This is a genomic window from Pseudomonas sp. MEJ108 (assembly GCF_030208985.1).
Taxonomy (GTDB): Bacteria; Pseudomonadota; Gammaproteobacteria; order Pseudomonadales; family Pseudomonadaceae; genus Aquipseudomonas; species Aquipseudomonas fragariae.
This window is the reverse complement of the sequence record NZ_JARVSW010000017.1, coordinates 64,140-79,184: the sequence shown is the minus strand read 5'-3', so window position 1 is coordinate 79,184 and position 15,045 is coordinate 64,140. Positions and strand designations below refer to the sequence as shown.

Sequence of the window (15,045 nt, the reverse complement as noted above, 5' to 3'; positions counted from 1 at the left end):
GCCGAGGGCTGTCTCACTTGCAGCTAAAAGCGTCTGTCAGCGAGCGATTGTCTGTGTTTTCACACCCGCTTCAAGCGCGTTCGAGCGACCGTAGATGTCTTCGAAACGCTCGATGTCGTCTTCGCCCAGGTAGCTGCCCGATTGCACTTCGATGATTTCCAACGGGATCTTGCCCGGGTTGCGCAGGCGATGGACCGAGGCGATCGGGATGTAGGTGGACTGGTTTTCAGTGAGCAGGAACACGTTCTCGTCACAGGTGACCTGCGCAGTACCGGATACCACGATCCAGTGTTCGGCGCGGTGGTGGTGCATCTGCAGCGACAGGCAGGCGCCCGGCTTGACGGAGATACGCTTGACCTGGAAACGACCGCCCATGTCCACCGAATCGTAGGAGCCCCACGGACGGTACACTTCGAGGTGGTTCTGGGTCTCGGTGCGGCCCTGTTCGTTCAGGGTGGCGACCATCTGCTTGACGCCCTGGACCTTGTCCTTGTGGGCAATCATCATCGCGTCCTTGGTTTCGACGACCACGATGTTGTCCAGACCGATCACCGACACCAGTTTACCGTTGCCGTGGATCATGCAGTTGCGGCTGTCCTGGATGACGACGTCGCCCTTGGTGACGTTGCCGTTGGCGTCCTTGGCGTTGACTTCCCACAGCGACGACCAGCAGCCGACATCGCTCCAGCCGGCCGACAGCGGTACAACGCAGGCGCGCTGGGTTTTTTCCATGACCGCGTAGTCGATGGAGTTGTCCGGGCAGCAGGCGAAGGTCGAGGAGTCGATTTCAAGCGCGTCGCCGTCCTGCACGCTGCGCTCGAGGGTCAGCAGGCAGGTGTCGTAGATGTCCGGATCATGCTTTTTCAGCTCTTCGAGGAAGCGGCTGGCGCGGAACAGGAACATGCCGCTGTTCCAGTAGTAACCACCGGCTTCAACGAACTCCTTGGCGCGTTTTTCGTCAGGTTTTTCGACGAACTGCGACACGCGGCTGACGCCTTCCGGCAGCAGGGCATCGGCGGTGGACTTGATGTAGCCGTAGCCGGTTTCAGGCTTGTTGGCCGGTACGCCGAACAGCACCATTTCGCCGCGTTCTGCGGCGACGGTTGCCAGTGCCAGTGCACGTTGCAGGGCTTTCTGGTCTTCGATGACGTGGTCGGCTGGCAGCACCAGCATCAGGCCGTCATTGCCTTCATTGACCAGCTTCATGGCGGTCAGTGCAACGGCGGGTGCCGTGTTGCGGCCGAACGGTTCCATGAGGATCGCCTGGGTTTCCAGGTTCAATGCAGCGAGCTGCTCGTTGACGATGAAACGGTGGTCCTTGTTGCAGACCACGATAGGCTCCTGCATGCCCTCGAACACCAGACGCTCCAGGGTTTGCTGGAACAGGGTGTGCTCGCCGGTCAACGCCAGGAACTGTTTAGGGAATTGTTTACGCGAAAGCGGCCAGAGTCGTGAACCACTACCGCCTGACAAGATAACTGGAATCATTTTGTTTCTCCAAAAGCATTCAATTAGGGCTGTACGAGGTGTCTGTCGTTTCTGTCTTGTTCTTGTTCCGCGCGGGCCGGTTCAGTGCTGATGCCCTGAACCGGCCGGCATAATCCGTATTAGCGGGTTGCGACCGGTGGCTTGACCCACACTGGCGAGAGGCTGCTGCCGCTGCCGGTGATGTAGAGCACAGCGGCTTCGCCACGCTCCAGTGCCACAGGTTTCACATCGGTGACTTTCTTGTCGCCGTCGTACAGCGCCAGGCTGACCTTGACCGGGTTGATTTCACGCTCGCCGGTGCCTTTTGCCGCTACAGCCTTGACCACATCGGTCTTGCCGTCAGCGGTTTTCAGGGTCAGGGACTTGTCGCTCAGGTTCTGCACACGAACCAGGGATTTCTGCTTGTTCTTGAACGGTGGCTCTTCGACCAGCTGTGGTTTGCCGCTGGCGTTGTTGACGATGGTGTAATAGTGATCACCGGCCAGTTTCACCGGCAGGCTCTGGCTGCCCAGCTTGGCGGTGTAGTCGCCCTGCGGCATGAAGCTGAACGCAGTGCTGCCCAGTGGCGCCACTTCGTTGAGGTTGGTGTTGCCAACGGTGGCGTTGATTTCGGCGTTGCTGGCGTTGTAGACACGCACGAAGGTAGAGCCTTTTGGTGCGGTCGGGCCGTACAGGGCGGAGTCGCCGGCGAAAGCCTGCAGGGACATCAGGCCCAGACCTGCGGCCATTGCGCAGGTTTTGAACAGGCGTTTTGCGGCCGAACGGTTGGCAGTAGTGTTGAAAGTCATGAGTCAGTCCTCTCAGTTTTGCGCCCGGTTGGGCGACTCGGATTGTTTGGCGTTGAGCGCCACGTTTTCTTGGGTGTCACGCGATTTCTTCAGCTCGGCGATCCACTTCGGATCGAACTCGCCAAGATCGTTGTGTGCCGGCAGGTAGCGCTCCGGGAATTCCCAGATCACCACTTGCGGCGGGGTGTTCTTGAAGGCATCGGTCTGCAGGTACTTGAGCATCGGCAGGATCGGGCCATGGCCGTCTTCGGCGTAGTTGACGACATCGCTGCGCAGCGCTTCTTTCAGGGCGCCGACGAAGTTCCAGTTAGGGTTGGCGCTGTAGCTGGTGCCCACCAGACCCACCGGGATGTCGCTGTCTGCGAACAGTGCTTCACCGCCTGCCGCTTCGCCTGCTACCGGATCGGTACTGCGTTTCTGCAACTCGTCCGGCTTGGGCAGCATGTTGCTGAACAGCGGATCGAGCGGCAGGAATGTAGTCAGGTCACCTTTGTAGGCTTCGGTTCCTTTGGCTTGTGTGACGAACTGCTCAGGTTCGCCTTCCAGTGGCGTTTTCTGGGCAATCGCGGCGCTCAGTTGCTGCGCGGCGACTTCGGCACCCATTGGCGTCCAGTGCGTGTCGGTACGCAGGAAAACCTGGCCCTGTTGCTTGGCTGCTTGCAGCGGCGCCAGCAGGTCCGGGGCAAAGATCCCGGCCTTGGCCACCTGGGCGTGGAACTGCTGATACAGGTCGGCGTGCAGACTGGCAGGCTTGGTGTTACCGATGTGTTCCGGGTACAGACGGGTCTTCGCCGGAACAATCGCCAGGACCAGTTTGGTGCCCTGTTTTTCCAGTGCGTCACGCACACCCTGAATGATCGCCAGGTTGTCGGCTTCGTTCTGCTCGCCGTTGGCAACCGCGTCGAACTCTTCGTCGGTGTACAGCCACTGGTCCTTGCCGAGCACGACCCCCGGACGACCTTCGTTGAACAGTTTGAAATCCAGCGCCGCCCAGAGGTTGGTGCCCAGGCGCTTGATCGGGAACTCATCGTCGTAATGAGTTTCCGCCGCCTTGGTCCACTTGCCGTTGAGCACAGTGGTTTCCGCCGACGTCGAGAAGGTGCTGAAACTGCGCAGCGACCAGATCCCCAGGACCAGCAGAATGCCCAGAAAGAGGGCGATATAGAGGATTCGTAATGAACGGGTCATGTCAGGCTCCTCAGAACTGGAAGTAAAGGAACGGCGAGAAGCTTTGCGCCGAAAGTTTGAGAATCGAAGCCACGAACAGCAGCAGGATCAGTGCGCGCATGGCGTAACGTGGCCAGTCGGCTTCCCAATAGGCCGGTTGCACCTGAGCTTGGCTGCCCACGGTGTAGCCAGGCATATGCAGGCTGCCAGGCGCGTCGCCAGGAACTGCCTTGATGGTGCCCGGTTGAGCGGTTGCAGGACCGTCGGCCTTGGTGCTCTTGCCGGTGTCTTTTTCGCGGTTCTGGTAGAAGTCGCGCAGACCGAAGAACGCCAGCGTCAGATAAGCCACCACCAGCGTTGCCACTTGCAGACCGGTCAGGCTGGCGCGGTTCAGTTCCGACAGCTGCCATTCGCCGAAGCTGAACATGGCGCCGTACATACGACCGGCAACGTGCAGGTTTTCAGCGCGGAAGATGACCCAGCCTATGACCACCAGCAGGAAGGTCAGTGCCCAGCGAATCACATTGAAGCTGTAAGGCTTGGTGTTGATACCGACCGCTTTTTCGATCGCCAGCCACATGCCGTGCCAGGCACCCCAGATGATGTAGGTGACGTTGGCACCGTGCCACAGACCGCCGAGCAGCATGGTCAGGAACAGGTTGCGGTAGGTCGCGACCTTGCCGCCACGGTTGCCGCCCAGGGTGATGTACAGATAGTCACGCAGCCAGGTGGACAGGCTGATGTGCCAGCGACGCCAGAACTCGGTGATCGACTGGCTGATGTAAGGCTGTTTGAAGTTTTCCATGAAGCGGAAACCCATCATCAGACCCAGGCCGATGGCCATGTCGCTGTAACCGGAGAAGTCGAAATACAGCTGCGCGGTGTAGGCCAGCGCCCCCAGCCAGGCATCGCCGGTGGTCGGGTTCTGCAGGGCGAAGCAGTGGTCGGCGACCACGGCCAGGGTGTCGGCGATGAACACTTTCTTGATGAAGCCCTGCATGAAGCGCGTGGCACCTTCGGAGAACTTGTCCAGCGTGTGGGTACGGTTGTTGAACTGGTCGGCCAGATCACGGAAACGCAGTACAGGGCCGGCGATCAGGTGCGGGAAGATGGCGACGAATGCAGCGAAGTCGATCAGGTTGCGCGTGGCCGGGGTGTCGCCGCGGTACACATCGATGATGTAACTGATGGACTCGAAGACATAGAACGAGATACCGATCGGCAACAGCACGTGAGTCAGGATGAACGGCTCCAGACCCATCGAGGTCATGGCTGCGTTGATGCTGTCCACGCCGAAGTTGGCGTATTTGAAGTAGCCCAGAATGCACAGGTCCACAATCACGCCAAGCAGCAACCACTTCTGTGCCGGCTTGGTCCGCACGCCTGCTGCGCCCACCTTGAGACCGATCCAGTAGTTCCAGACGGTCACGCCGATGAACAGCGCCAGAAAGTCCACTCGCCACCAGGCGTAGAAGATATAGCTGGCAATCAGCAGCAGCAGATTGCGATAGCGTTGCCCGCTCAGGTAGTACAGGCCGAGGAAGATCGGCATGAACAGGAACAGGAACACGTTGGATGAGAAAACCATCCTTATCTCTCCGTTTGTCCAACATTCAAGGGCTCAAAGCCCCCCCAAACCCCCCCGTAAAAAAGGAGGGGCAAATCACTTCACAGCTTGTTCGCGAAGCTGGCCAGGCTAGATCCGGTTTTATGGATGCATCGCCTGGACATAGGTCTTCGCGGACAAGTCCGCTCCTACAACCAACGGCGCATCACTCGCTGACGTTGTCGCCCTTGTCGCCTTTTTCACGCGTCGGGTCGTAGACCTTGGTCAGGTCACCGCCCAGGCGGAACGTCTTGAACGGCTGCTTTTCGTGTTTCTCTTCCAGCACATCCGGGCTGCAGGTGTAGAGCGAGCAGTACGGTTCGAGCCAGGCGAATTTCGGATCTTTCTTCAGGTCCGTCATGTCCTGTTTCTCGCCGTTGTGTTCAGCGAATATCGAAGGGTCTTTGACGCCGGCCAGAACCCGGTCACCCAGACGCTTCAGGGCGCCATTGTTTTCCGGACGCAGGTCCACGCCGTTGGCCTGGGCGAAGCTGGCAATCATCGCGAGCGGTGGCAATGCGTAGTTGTGATACGACAGTGCACGCTGACGGCGCTTCATCTCGTTGGGCAGGAAACCGTCCTTGTCCACTTGATTGGCAGCGACCTTGTATTCCTTCACGGCCCAGTCGAACAGGTCCTGACGATTGGTGGCGACAGCGGTTGCCATCACTGACCAGGCAGCCCAGTACGAGTGGTTGTTGATCTTGTCCAGCGGCAGATTGCTCCAGTCGCTGACCACCTGATCGGCCAGTTTGCTGAACCAGGCTTCGATGATCTTCGCGTCCTGCTGACGATTGGCCAGCGGGTGCGACTCGGAGAACTTCAGGCGCAGGTAGGCGGAGGACATGCTGCCCAGAGCCCATTTGCGCATGGATTTACCGGTGTGGTTGAACTCGCGCGACTCCAGCGCATCGGCCTTGGCCCAGGTGGTCATCATGTTCAGCGCGCAATCGAGTTGTTCCGGACGACCGTCGCGCATGTACTGCATCACGACTTTGCTGACGCCACGCTCAAGGGTGGTGATGTCCTTGGTCGCATCACGGAACGCTTCTTCGGATACCGCATTGAGCGTTGCGCGTGCCTTGTCCGAACCCTCGTACTTGCTGCGGAACACCAGCTTGTCGGTGTAGGGCTTTGGAATGGCTTCACAACTGAAGTTGTGATCGCCAGTCTTGATTTTTTCGATCGGGGCGTCATAGCCCTTGGGTGGAACCAGTGCGGCGGATGCGCCCGTGGCCCAGGCCATCGATGACAGGATTGCCATCGACAGCAGGGTAGGGCGAATCAGTTTAGGAGTCTGCATAAGTCACCTCATAGTCCGGCTTGAGCGGTGTGTGTCGCAGCGCTCGGGAACACGTTGCGTTTGCATACTTTGGCTTCGACTTTTTGTGGTGCCGTGCCTGCTTCCGGTCCCTGGATTTCCAGCGCCAGCAGTTGCTGGTTGGCCCAATCCTCATCCTCGCGCAATTCAAAGGCGAAGCGTCCATCGGTGTCTGACGTTTCCGGTTTCTCGATTTTCAGATCCTCGTGGCGACCGTTCATGTACCAGAGCCTGGCCTGAAGGACTTTCACCGAGGTGTCGTCAAACTTGATGTCGATCTGATTGCTGCCGTTGCGAATGTCCTTGATGCCATTCTTGCCGTTGACCAACACTTCGTTGGTGCCCGGCTTGAGGGTGGTGCTGGCGCTCATCACGGCAGGCTTGCCTTCACAGCCGTTGTCCAGCAGCGACATCATCTGGCGATAGATGGTCTCCTGATCCAGGCGATACAGCGGCGAGAATTCCCAGATGAGAATTTTCGGCGGACGCTTCTGGAAGTCTTCACTGCCCAGGTACTGCAGCATCGAACCTTCCAGGCCACCACCAGGGAACGCCACGTTCAACACGTCAGCGCCCATGTATTCCTGGAGGAAGCCAGCGAAGTTGTAGTTCTTGCCGCTGTGGCTGGTACCGACCAGGGTGATTTCCGGGTTACCGGAATCGCCGAACAGGTCGCCGTCGCCCGCCTCACCCTTGGGCTCGGTGGTGAACTGGTCCATGTACTGGATCGCGTAGCTGGTGCCGCACAATTGACCCGCCATATTGTGCAAAGTGCCCGTCTTGCCCATGCGTCCGGAGATATGGCTTTCGAACTCACGCTTGGGGATGTCGCTGTAACCCGGAACTTTTTTCACGGTTTCGGCAACGATCTTCGCCGTACGCTGCGCGCCATACGGCGTCCAGTGCTGGTCACCGCGGAAGTAGAAGTCATGCGCCTGCTGCTCGTTGGTCAACGGCGACAGGTCAGGGACCCAGTAGCCCATCTTGCTGAAGCGGCCGAGCATGGCCTGATAGTTTTTCAGCGCCTTGTCGTAGTCGAACTTGTCGCGTTCGGCCGGGAACAATTTGTTGCGATCCACCAGACCACGGGTCGGCTGATACACCACGACCAGTTCGACGCCTTTGCTCTTGAACGCATCGTGCAGTTCTTTCATGCGGCGATAGCCGGCAGGCGTGGTGTCGAACTCGGTGCGCAGGTCTTCCTGAGTCCGGAACAGCCAGTCGCCCTGAGCCTGGACCAGCGTGGTGAAGTTCTGCTGATAGCGCGTGGTGTAGTTTTTCGCGTCATGCGCGGCCGGGCACAGCGAGCAGCAAGGCTCGGCCTTGAACGTCGGCGCTTGCGAGTCGTCTGCCCGAGCGACACCCGCGGCGGCCATCAAGGCGGCGGTGAGGCTGGACAGGCTCAACAGCTTGATCAGATGTGCGTGCATAACAATACCCTTCCTCATTCCCGCAGCTCGGTCTGGCTTTCGACGGGGTCGATCAATACGGCTTTTTTCTGGCGTACCAGCAGGTCGAGGATTTCGTCCTGGCGCTCACCGAGGACGCCGTTGAGGCTGATGCCGACTTCTTTGGTAGGCATCAGCATCGAGACGCGATACAGCTCGACACTCAGTGGCGAGTCGATGGACAGCGGGCCGGAGCCATTGCTGGACAGTTCGCCGCCAACCATGATCAGCGATACCTGAGCGTCGAACGGGTCAAGCTCGATGTCGCGGTCGGTGTCGCTCAAGTCCTTGATGTGGCCGTAAACGCCCATCAGGCCGTTGCCCATGGCGACGTTCTCGTACAGCTTGATGTTCACACTGTTACGTACGCGGATACCGTGGCGGCGGTTGGCGATCACGCGATTGCCCCACAGCAGGTTGTTGCCGCTTTCGTACAGGGTGATGCCGTCAGTGTGGTTCTGGTAAATCTCGTTGTAGGCGACGATGTTGCCGACGCTGTTACGGTCCAGAACCACGCCGGACAATTTGTTGTTGTGGCTCTTGTTGCGGAAGATGAAGCTGTTGTCCACTTCCCGGGAAATGATGATCCCGTGCTTCTTCTTGGTCCCGTAAACATCGTTTTCGGCGATGATCAGACCGTGCGAACGGTCGTGCGGGTCAATGCCGTAAATGATGTTGTCGCGGTAGGTGTTGCCCTTGACCACGAAGTCGCGGGTTTCATAGCAGTAGAAGCCGTACCACATGTCCGAGAACTCTGAATCGATGATCCAGCCCGTCGGTTCGGGACGCTTGAGCACCTTCGCGGTGTTGGGCGTGTACTGAGAAATACTGATGCCATAGGACTTGCTCTGGTCGTAGCCCAGGCTCGCCATTTTGGTGTTGGCGATCCAGGTTTCCGAGCCACCCCAGGTCAGCAGGAACGGGCGAAACTCGTCAGGCTTGCGATAGGTCGCCAGGCCGTTGCGGGTTTCACTCCAGGCGTTGACCTGGGTGTGAGTGATCAGCATCTTGCCTTCACTGACGATGAACGAGCCCTTTTCCTGAGACAGACGCAATTCCTTGGTCTTGCTGTCGATCTCGAAGGTCCCGGTTTCCTTGATCAGGATCGGCAGGCGCGCCACGTAGACACCTGGCGAGACTTCGTTGAGGAACTGCTTGGGCACCTTCCTGGCCAGGTCCTGCAGGTTCACGTAGCCGTCGGAAATCATGATGGCCTGGGGGATACCGCGCTGACGGTTAACCCATTCGGCCATCTTGTTGTCACCGCCGATGAATTCCTTCAGGCCGGTTTCTTCCATCATCCGCGAAACAGTGACCTTGCCCGGCTTGTTGCGCACGATCTTTTTCAGCGCCGCTTCAGCGGTATAGCCCTTGAGGTCGGGCAGTACCGGCTTGGCCATTTCCAGCGGCGCGGTGGGCGGGCTGGTGATGGTGTAGGTCTTGGCCTGGTGCAGCTCCTTGACCACCGCCTTCTGTGTGTCGGGTACGACAGGCGCGTTGGCCAGCGCCACACCGCTGGCCAGCAGCAGGGCGCTGGTCAGCAGTGCGCTTTCGAGCAGGGCGTGCGGCCAGTGCCGGCTGCGCCCGTTGCTTGTATGACTGTTCATCTCTGGCACTCCTTTGGCGGTTCGCATCAGAAGCGCCAGATGACGTCGACAACAGCGCGGTGCATGTAGCTGTCCACGTTGTTCTGATACGCGTCGCCTGGCTTGAAGACACCTGCGCGCAGGCGCACCAGTGCCGAAGGTTCATCGAACGACTGGCTCAGCGAAGCCGGCAGCAGGCCTTGCTTGAAGTACTTGGTCACGACCAGGTCCATTTCCTGACCCAGGTCCTTGCTGCCGTCTTCCAGTGGCAGCGAGCTGAACGTACCGTCCTGGTTGTCGTTCACCGCGTTGATGCCCGAGCCGCCGATACCGGTGTTGCCGTCCACGCGACGGAACTTGTGGTAGATCAGCGATGCGTCGTATTCCTCGTTCATCTGCCACGAAGCGAACAGCGAGCCGGTTTCCACGTTGGCCATTTCGCCCTGGAAGGCCTCGCCGAAGCGATGGATGCGCGAACGCGTGCCGGTCCAGTTGGAGCGGTTACTTTCCAGACCGTTCTGGACGTAGTCCTTGCTGGCGCGCGAGTAGGCGGCGCCGACTTGCCATTGCGGGTCCAGACGCAGGCGCAGGCCCAGGTCGGTGGCCCAGCCATTCATGTCACGGCTGTTCTTTTCGCCGGCGATGAACTGGTCGTTGGGAGCAGAGGTCACGCCGATTTCGTCGCGCGTTCCGTTCAGCCAGGTCAGGCTGCCCCAGTAGTTGAGCTGATTGGTGTTGCTGCGATAGTTGTAGGCATCGCTGTCAGCCTGCAGGCCGACCCAGGTCAGATCGCCATTGGAGGTCTTGTCCAGATCATCCAGCACCTGGCCCTGCGACTTGAGCTTGCCGTCGTCAGCACTGTGGTGAGCGCGGATACCGGCCCAGTTGCCTGGTGTCCACTGATAGCTGACCGAGCCGAACAAGTGCTTGCGATCTTCATCGTCAGGTGCCAGTTCGGTCAGGTCGGTGCGGTATTCGCTGTAACGCTGGGCAGCACCCAGTTCAGCGCGCAACAGTGTGGTATCGAACGACCAGTTGATGGCCTCGATGTTGGTGTCGTGCCATTGACCGTCGTCGTTGCGCAGACGCTGACGACCGATTTTCAGGATCTCGCCAGGGTAGGGCGTGAAGCCGCTGTAGCCGATCCAGAACTCACGCAGTGCCGCGTAGGTTTTGTCGGCTTCGCGCTCGCTGGCGGTGCCACGCGAAGTCTGGGTGCCGCTGCCGTCGCTGTTGCTCTGCTCCAGCGGGTCGGTCTGAATGATGTCGGTGGCGGTGACCACCTGGCCCATCGCGTAACCGCTCCAGTCGCCGCGCTCGCCATAGACCCAGGGACGCAGGTCCAGGCCCACACCGTTGACGTCGCCGCCCGAACGGGTGCCCAGATCGCGATCATCCTCGGCCTGCGCCGTGGCTTTGATTTCGATACCGAAATTCTGCGGTTGCTCGGTCAGCGCTGCCAGTGTCGGGCAGGCCCACAACAGGGTGAAGCCAAGGCCCATGCCGGCGGCCATCAGGGGATTCAACTTCATAATGCTTCCTCACCGTCTTTTTCTTCTTGCAGGGCCTGCAATGCCATCGCGTTCTGAGTGGCGGTAGCGCCCCGGACTTTTTGCTCGCGTGCCAACAGGTCTTTGGCGGTGGCGAGCTTTTCAGGCGGCAGTTGTGTATTGAGGGCCTCGGCAAGCTCGGTCGCTTGCGGGGTCTGACTGGCCAGCGCCAGTTGCGCGAACACCCAGGCGTTGACCGGGTCGGGCATAGTGCCCTTGCCCTGCGAGAACAGCTGCGCAAGGGCGAAGTCGGCGCTGTTCTGGCCACCACGGGCGGCGGTCAGCAGCTCGTCCACGGCTTTTTGCGAGTAGACCTGGCCCAGGTAGCCGCGACGGTAGATCTGACCCAGGTAGTAATGGGCAGAGATTTCCGTTGCGGTGGCTTTCTTCAGGTGCTCCTCGGCCTTGACGGCATCGGGCGTGACCCATTTGCCCTCGTAGTACAGGCGTCCGAGCAGCAGCTCTGCGCGTGGCTGGTCCGCCGCGCGGCCGTTGTTCAGGTATTCCATCATCTTGTTGACGTCGCCCAGTTCGGGGAAGTCGTAAAGCAGTTTGGCCAGCGTGACCCATGAGATCGGGTAGCCCGGCGCAACGCTTTCCAGCAATTGCTGAGCGGTCTTTTCGTCCGGCGTACCGATGGTGGAGTCACCCAGTACGCGCGCGACGCTGTCCACTCGTTGGGCATTGACGCGGCCAGCGGCGTATTCGCTCTTGAGCTTTTCGATCAAGGCCGTGCGTTGCTCGGCCTGGCCGCGTGTCTGGTAGACAGTGGCCAGTTCGACGTAGCAGATATCCGTGGCCGACAGCGCCTGTTTGCAAATGCTCTCGACCTCGTCGAGGTGTTGAGCATAAGTGCCCTGGGTGCGATACAGCAGCACCTGAGCCAGACCTGCTTCCGGATAACCGGCGGCGCGCCACTCGCTGATCTTCTGCTGCGCATTCACTTCAGGGAAGGTGTGCGGGTATTGCAGATACAGCATGGCCAGCGGGATCAGCGTGCCGGATTCGCCATTGGCGAAGGCCTTCTTCAGCAGGCCTTCGGCTTCGCGGTGTTCGGCTTCGGTGGCATCGGGCTTGGCCGCCAGCAGACGGCCCAGGCGCGACTGCGCACGAGGCGACGTCTCTGCTGCAGCACGATAAGTGGCCTCGGCCTGCTTGAGCTGAGCGGGGTCGCGAGTCGCGACCTGAATATCGGCCAGGCCGACTTGCGCGTCGCTATAGCCCAGGTCCGCCAGCTGCCGATAGTTCTGCTCCGCCAATGCCGTGTCGCCGTTTTTCAGGGCTTCATTGGCAAGGCGTTGATCAGGCAGGCCGGCACAGCCGCTCAGGCCGAGCGCGACGGCGAGGCTCAATAGCGTGGGGGTCGACAGGCGTCGTAGTGGGCTGTTCATGGTTACAGACCCGCAGCCATGGCTTTATCGATCAGCCAGTTCACGGACGGGCCGCGATCGCTGACCACTTCGACAGGGCGACCGGCCAGCGAGCTGCTCAGGCTTTCGTCAGGCTTGATCTGCACGCGGATGTCGGTAGACAGGTCGGCGTCGCTCAGGTTGGTGCTGCTGACGATCTGGCCGGTGCGCAGTTTGTCTTCGCCAGCGATCTGGAAGCTGACACGTGTGCCTGGCTTGACGTCGTTGAACTGGCGATAGGTGAAGCGTGCTTCAACCGTGGCCGGCGCGTTGCGTGGCACCAGTTGGAAGATCACCTGACCCTTGGACGCGAACTGACCGTCGGCCACCAGTTGGCGAGCCACGACGCAATCGCACGGGCTGGTCATGGTGCCGCTCATCTGCTTGCCATACAGCTCTTCGATCTTGGCCGGCTGCAGGTCTTCACCGGTCAGGCTGCCCTTGAGCATTTCCAGCATGCTGGTGTTGAAGGACGCCAGTGGTGCGCCTTTGGCGGCTTCGCCGTTCGGGGCGACCAGGCTTTGCACGGTACCTTCACGCGGCATGGTCACGTCCATGCTTGGAATGGTGACCAGGCCGGCCGATGCATGGCTGACGAAGTACAGGCCATAGATCGTCTTGAAGATGAAGCCGAAAGCGGCCAGACCGACAATGAACACGCCCAGGCTGAACGTTACGGCGCGCAGGCGACCCATGGCGCTCATGCCGCCGTCCTTGCCCTTGACCTTGCGTGCCTTGGTGAAGTTGTCGCGCTGCAGCGTGGCCAGCACTTCGCCCAGGGTGACGACTTCGCCGGACAGGTGCGAGGTGATCAGGTGGCGCAGGGTTGCGATGTCCTGAGGTTCCAGGTTCTGGAACTGGCAACCGATGCGGTTGCTGGCGTTGTCGATCGAGCGCACTTGCAGATCGACGTCCATGGCCAGGCCAAGGTTGTCGATGATGAATTGCAGGCGTCCCTTGACGATCTGACCTTCGCTGAATTTCTGCCCGGATGGAGCAACGAAGCTCAGGCCACCGGCCGACAGGTCTTCGACACGTACCAGTGGCGCGTTGGGCTGATCATTCAGCAGGCGCAGCTTGGCAGGGATCTTGATCCGCGCGTGTTGGCGCTGGGCTTCGGATTCATGTACGACGTTCGCATTCACGGCTGTATTCATGGCTATTTTTCCTACTTAAGCAATTAATCCGTTGGCCCGGTCAAACCATCGTCAACAGCACAGCGACGAAGATGGTGCCAGCCGAGAAAGTCATGGTTCGGGACGACCACGTGTTGAACCAGCCCTGAAAGCTGGCCATGTCGCGGCTTAGTTTGGTGTCCTGGCGAGTCCAGGACTGGCGGTCCAGGCGGAAGAAGACATAGATCTTCATCAGCGCACCGACGATCTGGTTGTAATAGAGAATGATCGGGTAGGCAGGCCCGATCCTGTGTCCCGACAGGGACAGCAGCAGGGTGAGGATCAGGCGGGTCATGCCGATCCACAGCAGATACATCAGCAGGAACGCGCCGCCATACTTGAAGCTGGCGATCAGGGCGACGGTCAGACCAAGAATGGAGGTCCACATCGACACACGCTGGTCAAACAGCACGATGCTGGTGAAGATCCCCAGGCGACGTACGCCCAGACCCAGTGCACGCGAGTTCTGACGCAGGTTGTTGCCGTACCAGCGATACATCAGCTTGCGGCTGGCTTTCAGGAAGCTCTTCTCGGGCGGGTGTTCCACGGTGTTGATCGCTGCGTCCGGCACGTAGAACGTGTCGTAACCCAGGCGCATCAGGCTGAACCAGCTGGACTTGTCGTCGCCGGTCAGGAAGCGGAAGGTGCCCAGACGCCAGTGATTGAGCGAGTCGCTTTCCACGTCGGCAATGAACTCGGGGTCGGTTACCACGGTTGCGCGGAACACCGACATGCGACCGGTCATGGTCAACACGCGTTTGGACAGGGCCATCGAGCACATGTTGATGTGACGCTGAGCGAAACGCAGCTTGTGCCACTCGCTCATGATGTAGCCGCCACGCACTTCACAGAACTCGTTGGTGGTCAGGCCGCCGACATTGTCGAACAACTGGAACCACGGTACGGTCTTGGCGACCACACCTTCGTTGAGCACGGTGTCACCGTCGATCACCGCAACCACGGCACGGCTGTCAGGCAAGTGACGCGAGATGGCACGGAAGCCATAGGCCAGGCCATCGCGCTTGCCGGTGCCCGGAATGCGTACGAAGTCCAGCTTGACGCGCTCCGGCGGATTGAACTTGGCCCACATGCTCTTGACCAGCAGCTCATCGGACATTTCCACCAGCGAGCAGACGATCGTCGTCGGCAGGCCGCAGTCGATGGCTTCGCGGATAACCGAGTTGTAGACCTGTGCGGTGGTCAGTGCGTCGATACGGAAGCTGGTGACCATCAGAAACACGTGGGACGGGTCTGCTGCACTGCCCAGCTTGCGAACCTTGCGGCGCAAGTGCGGGTAGACGATGTACAGGAAAATCATCCCGCGCACGAAGTGCGTGATCCCCATCGAGTAGCGCCAGATACCAACGGCGCCAATCAGGAATATAAAGTTCTTCGACTGCGAGTCGAAGATACTGGTAGGCAATGCCGCGGCAAGGCCCATGAGTAAACTTAAATAGAACAGCCAACCTGCGGCCTGTAACAGGCCGTGCTTGAGCCTCTGCATAAT

The 15,045-nt window shown here is 59.8% G+C and carries 11 protein-coding genes; all 11 read right to left on the bottom strand.

The window, feature by feature from the left end:
• Nucleotides 1–36 precede the first annotated feature (36 nt).
• The 11 genes from QRN50_RS09810 to alg8 all read right to left on the bottom strand — a co-directional run bounded on the left by QRN50_RS09810 (nucleotide 37) and on the right by alg8 (nucleotide 15,042).
• Complete coding sequence (locus QRN50_RS09810) at nucleotides 37–1,488, bottom strand: mannose-1-phosphate guanylyltransferase/mannose-6-phosphate isomerase (protein WP_003415201.1); 1,452 nt, start codon at nucleotides 1,486–1,488, stop codon at nucleotides 37–39.
• 119 nt (nucleotides 1,489–1,607) lie between these two features.
• On the bottom strand, nucleotides 1,608–2,276 hold the full coding sequence (locus QRN50_RS09805) for an alginate O-acetyltransferase AlgF (RefSeq protein ID WP_024640264.1): 669 nt from the start codon (nucleotides 2,274–2,276) through the stop codon (nucleotides 1,608–1,610).
• Between the two features lie 12 nt (nucleotides 2,277–2,288).
• Nucleotides 2,289–3,464: an alginate O-acetyltransferase gene (locus QRN50_RS09800; RefSeq protein WP_011266794.1), complete on the bottom strand. Its 1,176-nt coding sequence runs from the start codon at nucleotides 3,462–3,464 to the stop codon at nucleotides 2,289–2,291.
• Between the two features lie 10 nt (nucleotides 3,465–3,474).
• Complete coding sequence (locus tag QRN50_RS09795) at nucleotides 3,475–5,031, bottom strand: MBOAT family O-acyltransferase (RefSeq protein ID WP_060400534.1); 1,557 nt, start codon at nucleotides 5,029–5,031, stop codon at nucleotides 3,475–3,477.
• Between the two features lie 184 nt (nucleotides 5,032–5,215).
• On the bottom strand, nucleotides 5,216–6,352 hold the full coding sequence (locus QRN50_RS09790; protein WP_060400535.1) for a mannuronate-specific alginate lyase: 1,137 nt from the start codon (nucleotides 6,350–6,352) through the stop codon (nucleotides 5,216–5,218).
• Nucleotides 6,353–6,360: 8 nt separating this feature from the next.
• Nucleotides 6,361–7,800, bottom strand: coding sequence for an alginate O-acetyltransferase AlgX-related protein (locus QRN50_RS09785; protein WP_003408874.1), 1,440 nt, complete (start codon nucleotides 7,798–7,800; stop codon nucleotides 6,361–6,363).
• Nucleotides 7,801–7,814: 14 nt separating this feature from the next.
• Entirely contained in the window at nucleotides 7,815–9,425 is a 1,611-nt protein-coding gene (gene algG / locus QRN50_RS09780) for a mannuronan 5-epimerase AlgG (RefSeq protein ID WP_024640267.1), read from the bottom strand.
• Between the two features lie 26 nt (nucleotides 9,426–9,451).
• A complete protein-coding gene (locus QRN50_RS09775) occupies nucleotides 9,452–10,936 on the bottom strand; it encodes an alginate export family protein (protein WP_096127337.1) in 1,485 nt (494 codons plus the stop codon).
• Nucleotides 10,933–12,345 (bottom strand): alginate biosynthesis TPR repeat lipoprotein AlgK, encoded by a 1,413-nt coding sequence (gene algK / locus QRN50_RS09770; RefSeq protein WP_011266798.1) that lies wholly within the window; start codon nucleotides 12,343–12,345, stop codon nucleotides 10,933–10,935. Before algK ends, QRN50_RS09775 begins: the two co-directional genes overlap by 4 nt.
• A gap of 2 nt (nucleotides 12,346–12,347) precedes the next feature.
• Entirely contained in the window at nucleotides 12,348–13,520 is a 1,173-nt protein-coding gene (locus QRN50_RS09765) for an alginate biosynthesis protein Alg44 (protein WP_011266799.1), read from the bottom strand.
• 40 nt (nucleotides 13,521–13,560) lie between these two features.
• Nucleotides 13,561–15,042, bottom strand: a complete 1,482-nt coding sequence (gene alg8, locus QRN50_RS09760; protein WP_002552255.1) for a mannuronan synthase — start codon at nucleotides 15,040–15,042, stop codon at nucleotides 13,561–13,563.
• Nucleotides 15,043–15,045 lie beyond the last annotated feature (3 nt).

What these genes read in the sequence shown, in the direction of transcription:
- QRN50_RS09810 (WP_003415201.1), bottom strand. Translation starts at nt 1,488, where the DNA reads ATGATTCCAGTTATCTTGTCAGGCGGTAGTGGTTCACGACTCTGGCCG.
- QRN50_RS09805 (WP_024640264.1), bottom strand. Translation starts at nt 2,276, where the DNA reads ATGACTTTCAACACTACTGCCAACCGTTCGGCCGCAAAACGCCTGTTC.
- QRN50_RS09800 (WP_011266794.1), bottom strand. Translation starts at nt 3,464, where the DNA reads ATGACCCGTTCATTACGAATCCTCTATATCGCCCTCTTTCTGGGCATT.
- QRN50_RS09795 (WP_060400534.1), bottom strand. Translation starts at nt 5,031, where the DNA reads ATGGTTTTCTCATCCAACGTGTTCCTGTTCCTGTTCATGCCGATCTTC.
- QRN50_RS09790 (WP_060400535.1), bottom strand. Translation starts at nt 6,352, where the DNA reads ATGCAGACTCCTAAACTGATTCGCCCTACCCTGCTGTCGATGGCAATC.
- QRN50_RS09785 (WP_003408874.1), bottom strand. Translation starts at nt 7,800, where the DNA reads ATGCACGCACATCTGATCAAGCTGTTGAGCCTGTCCAGCCTCACCGCC.
- algG (WP_024640267.1), bottom strand. Translation starts at nt 9,425, where the DNA reads ATGAACAGTCATACAAGCAACGGGCGCAGCCGGCACTGGCCGCACGCC.
- QRN50_RS09775 (WP_096127337.1), bottom strand. Translation starts at nt 10,936, where the DNA reads ATGAAGTTGAATCCCCTGATGGCCGCCGGCATGGGCCTTGGCTTCACC.
- algK (WP_011266798.1), bottom strand. Translation starts at nt 12,345, where the DNA reads ATGAACAGCCCACTACGACGCCTGTCGACCCCCACGCTATTGAGCCTC.
- QRN50_RS09765 (WP_011266799.1), bottom strand. Translation starts at nt 13,520, where the DNA reads ATGAATACAGCCGTGAATGCGAACGTCGTACATGAATCCGAAGCCCAG.
- alg8 (WP_002552255.1), bottom strand. Translation starts at nt 15,042, where the DNA reads ATGCAGAGGCTCAAGCACGGCCTGTTACAGGCCGCAGGTTGGCTGTTC.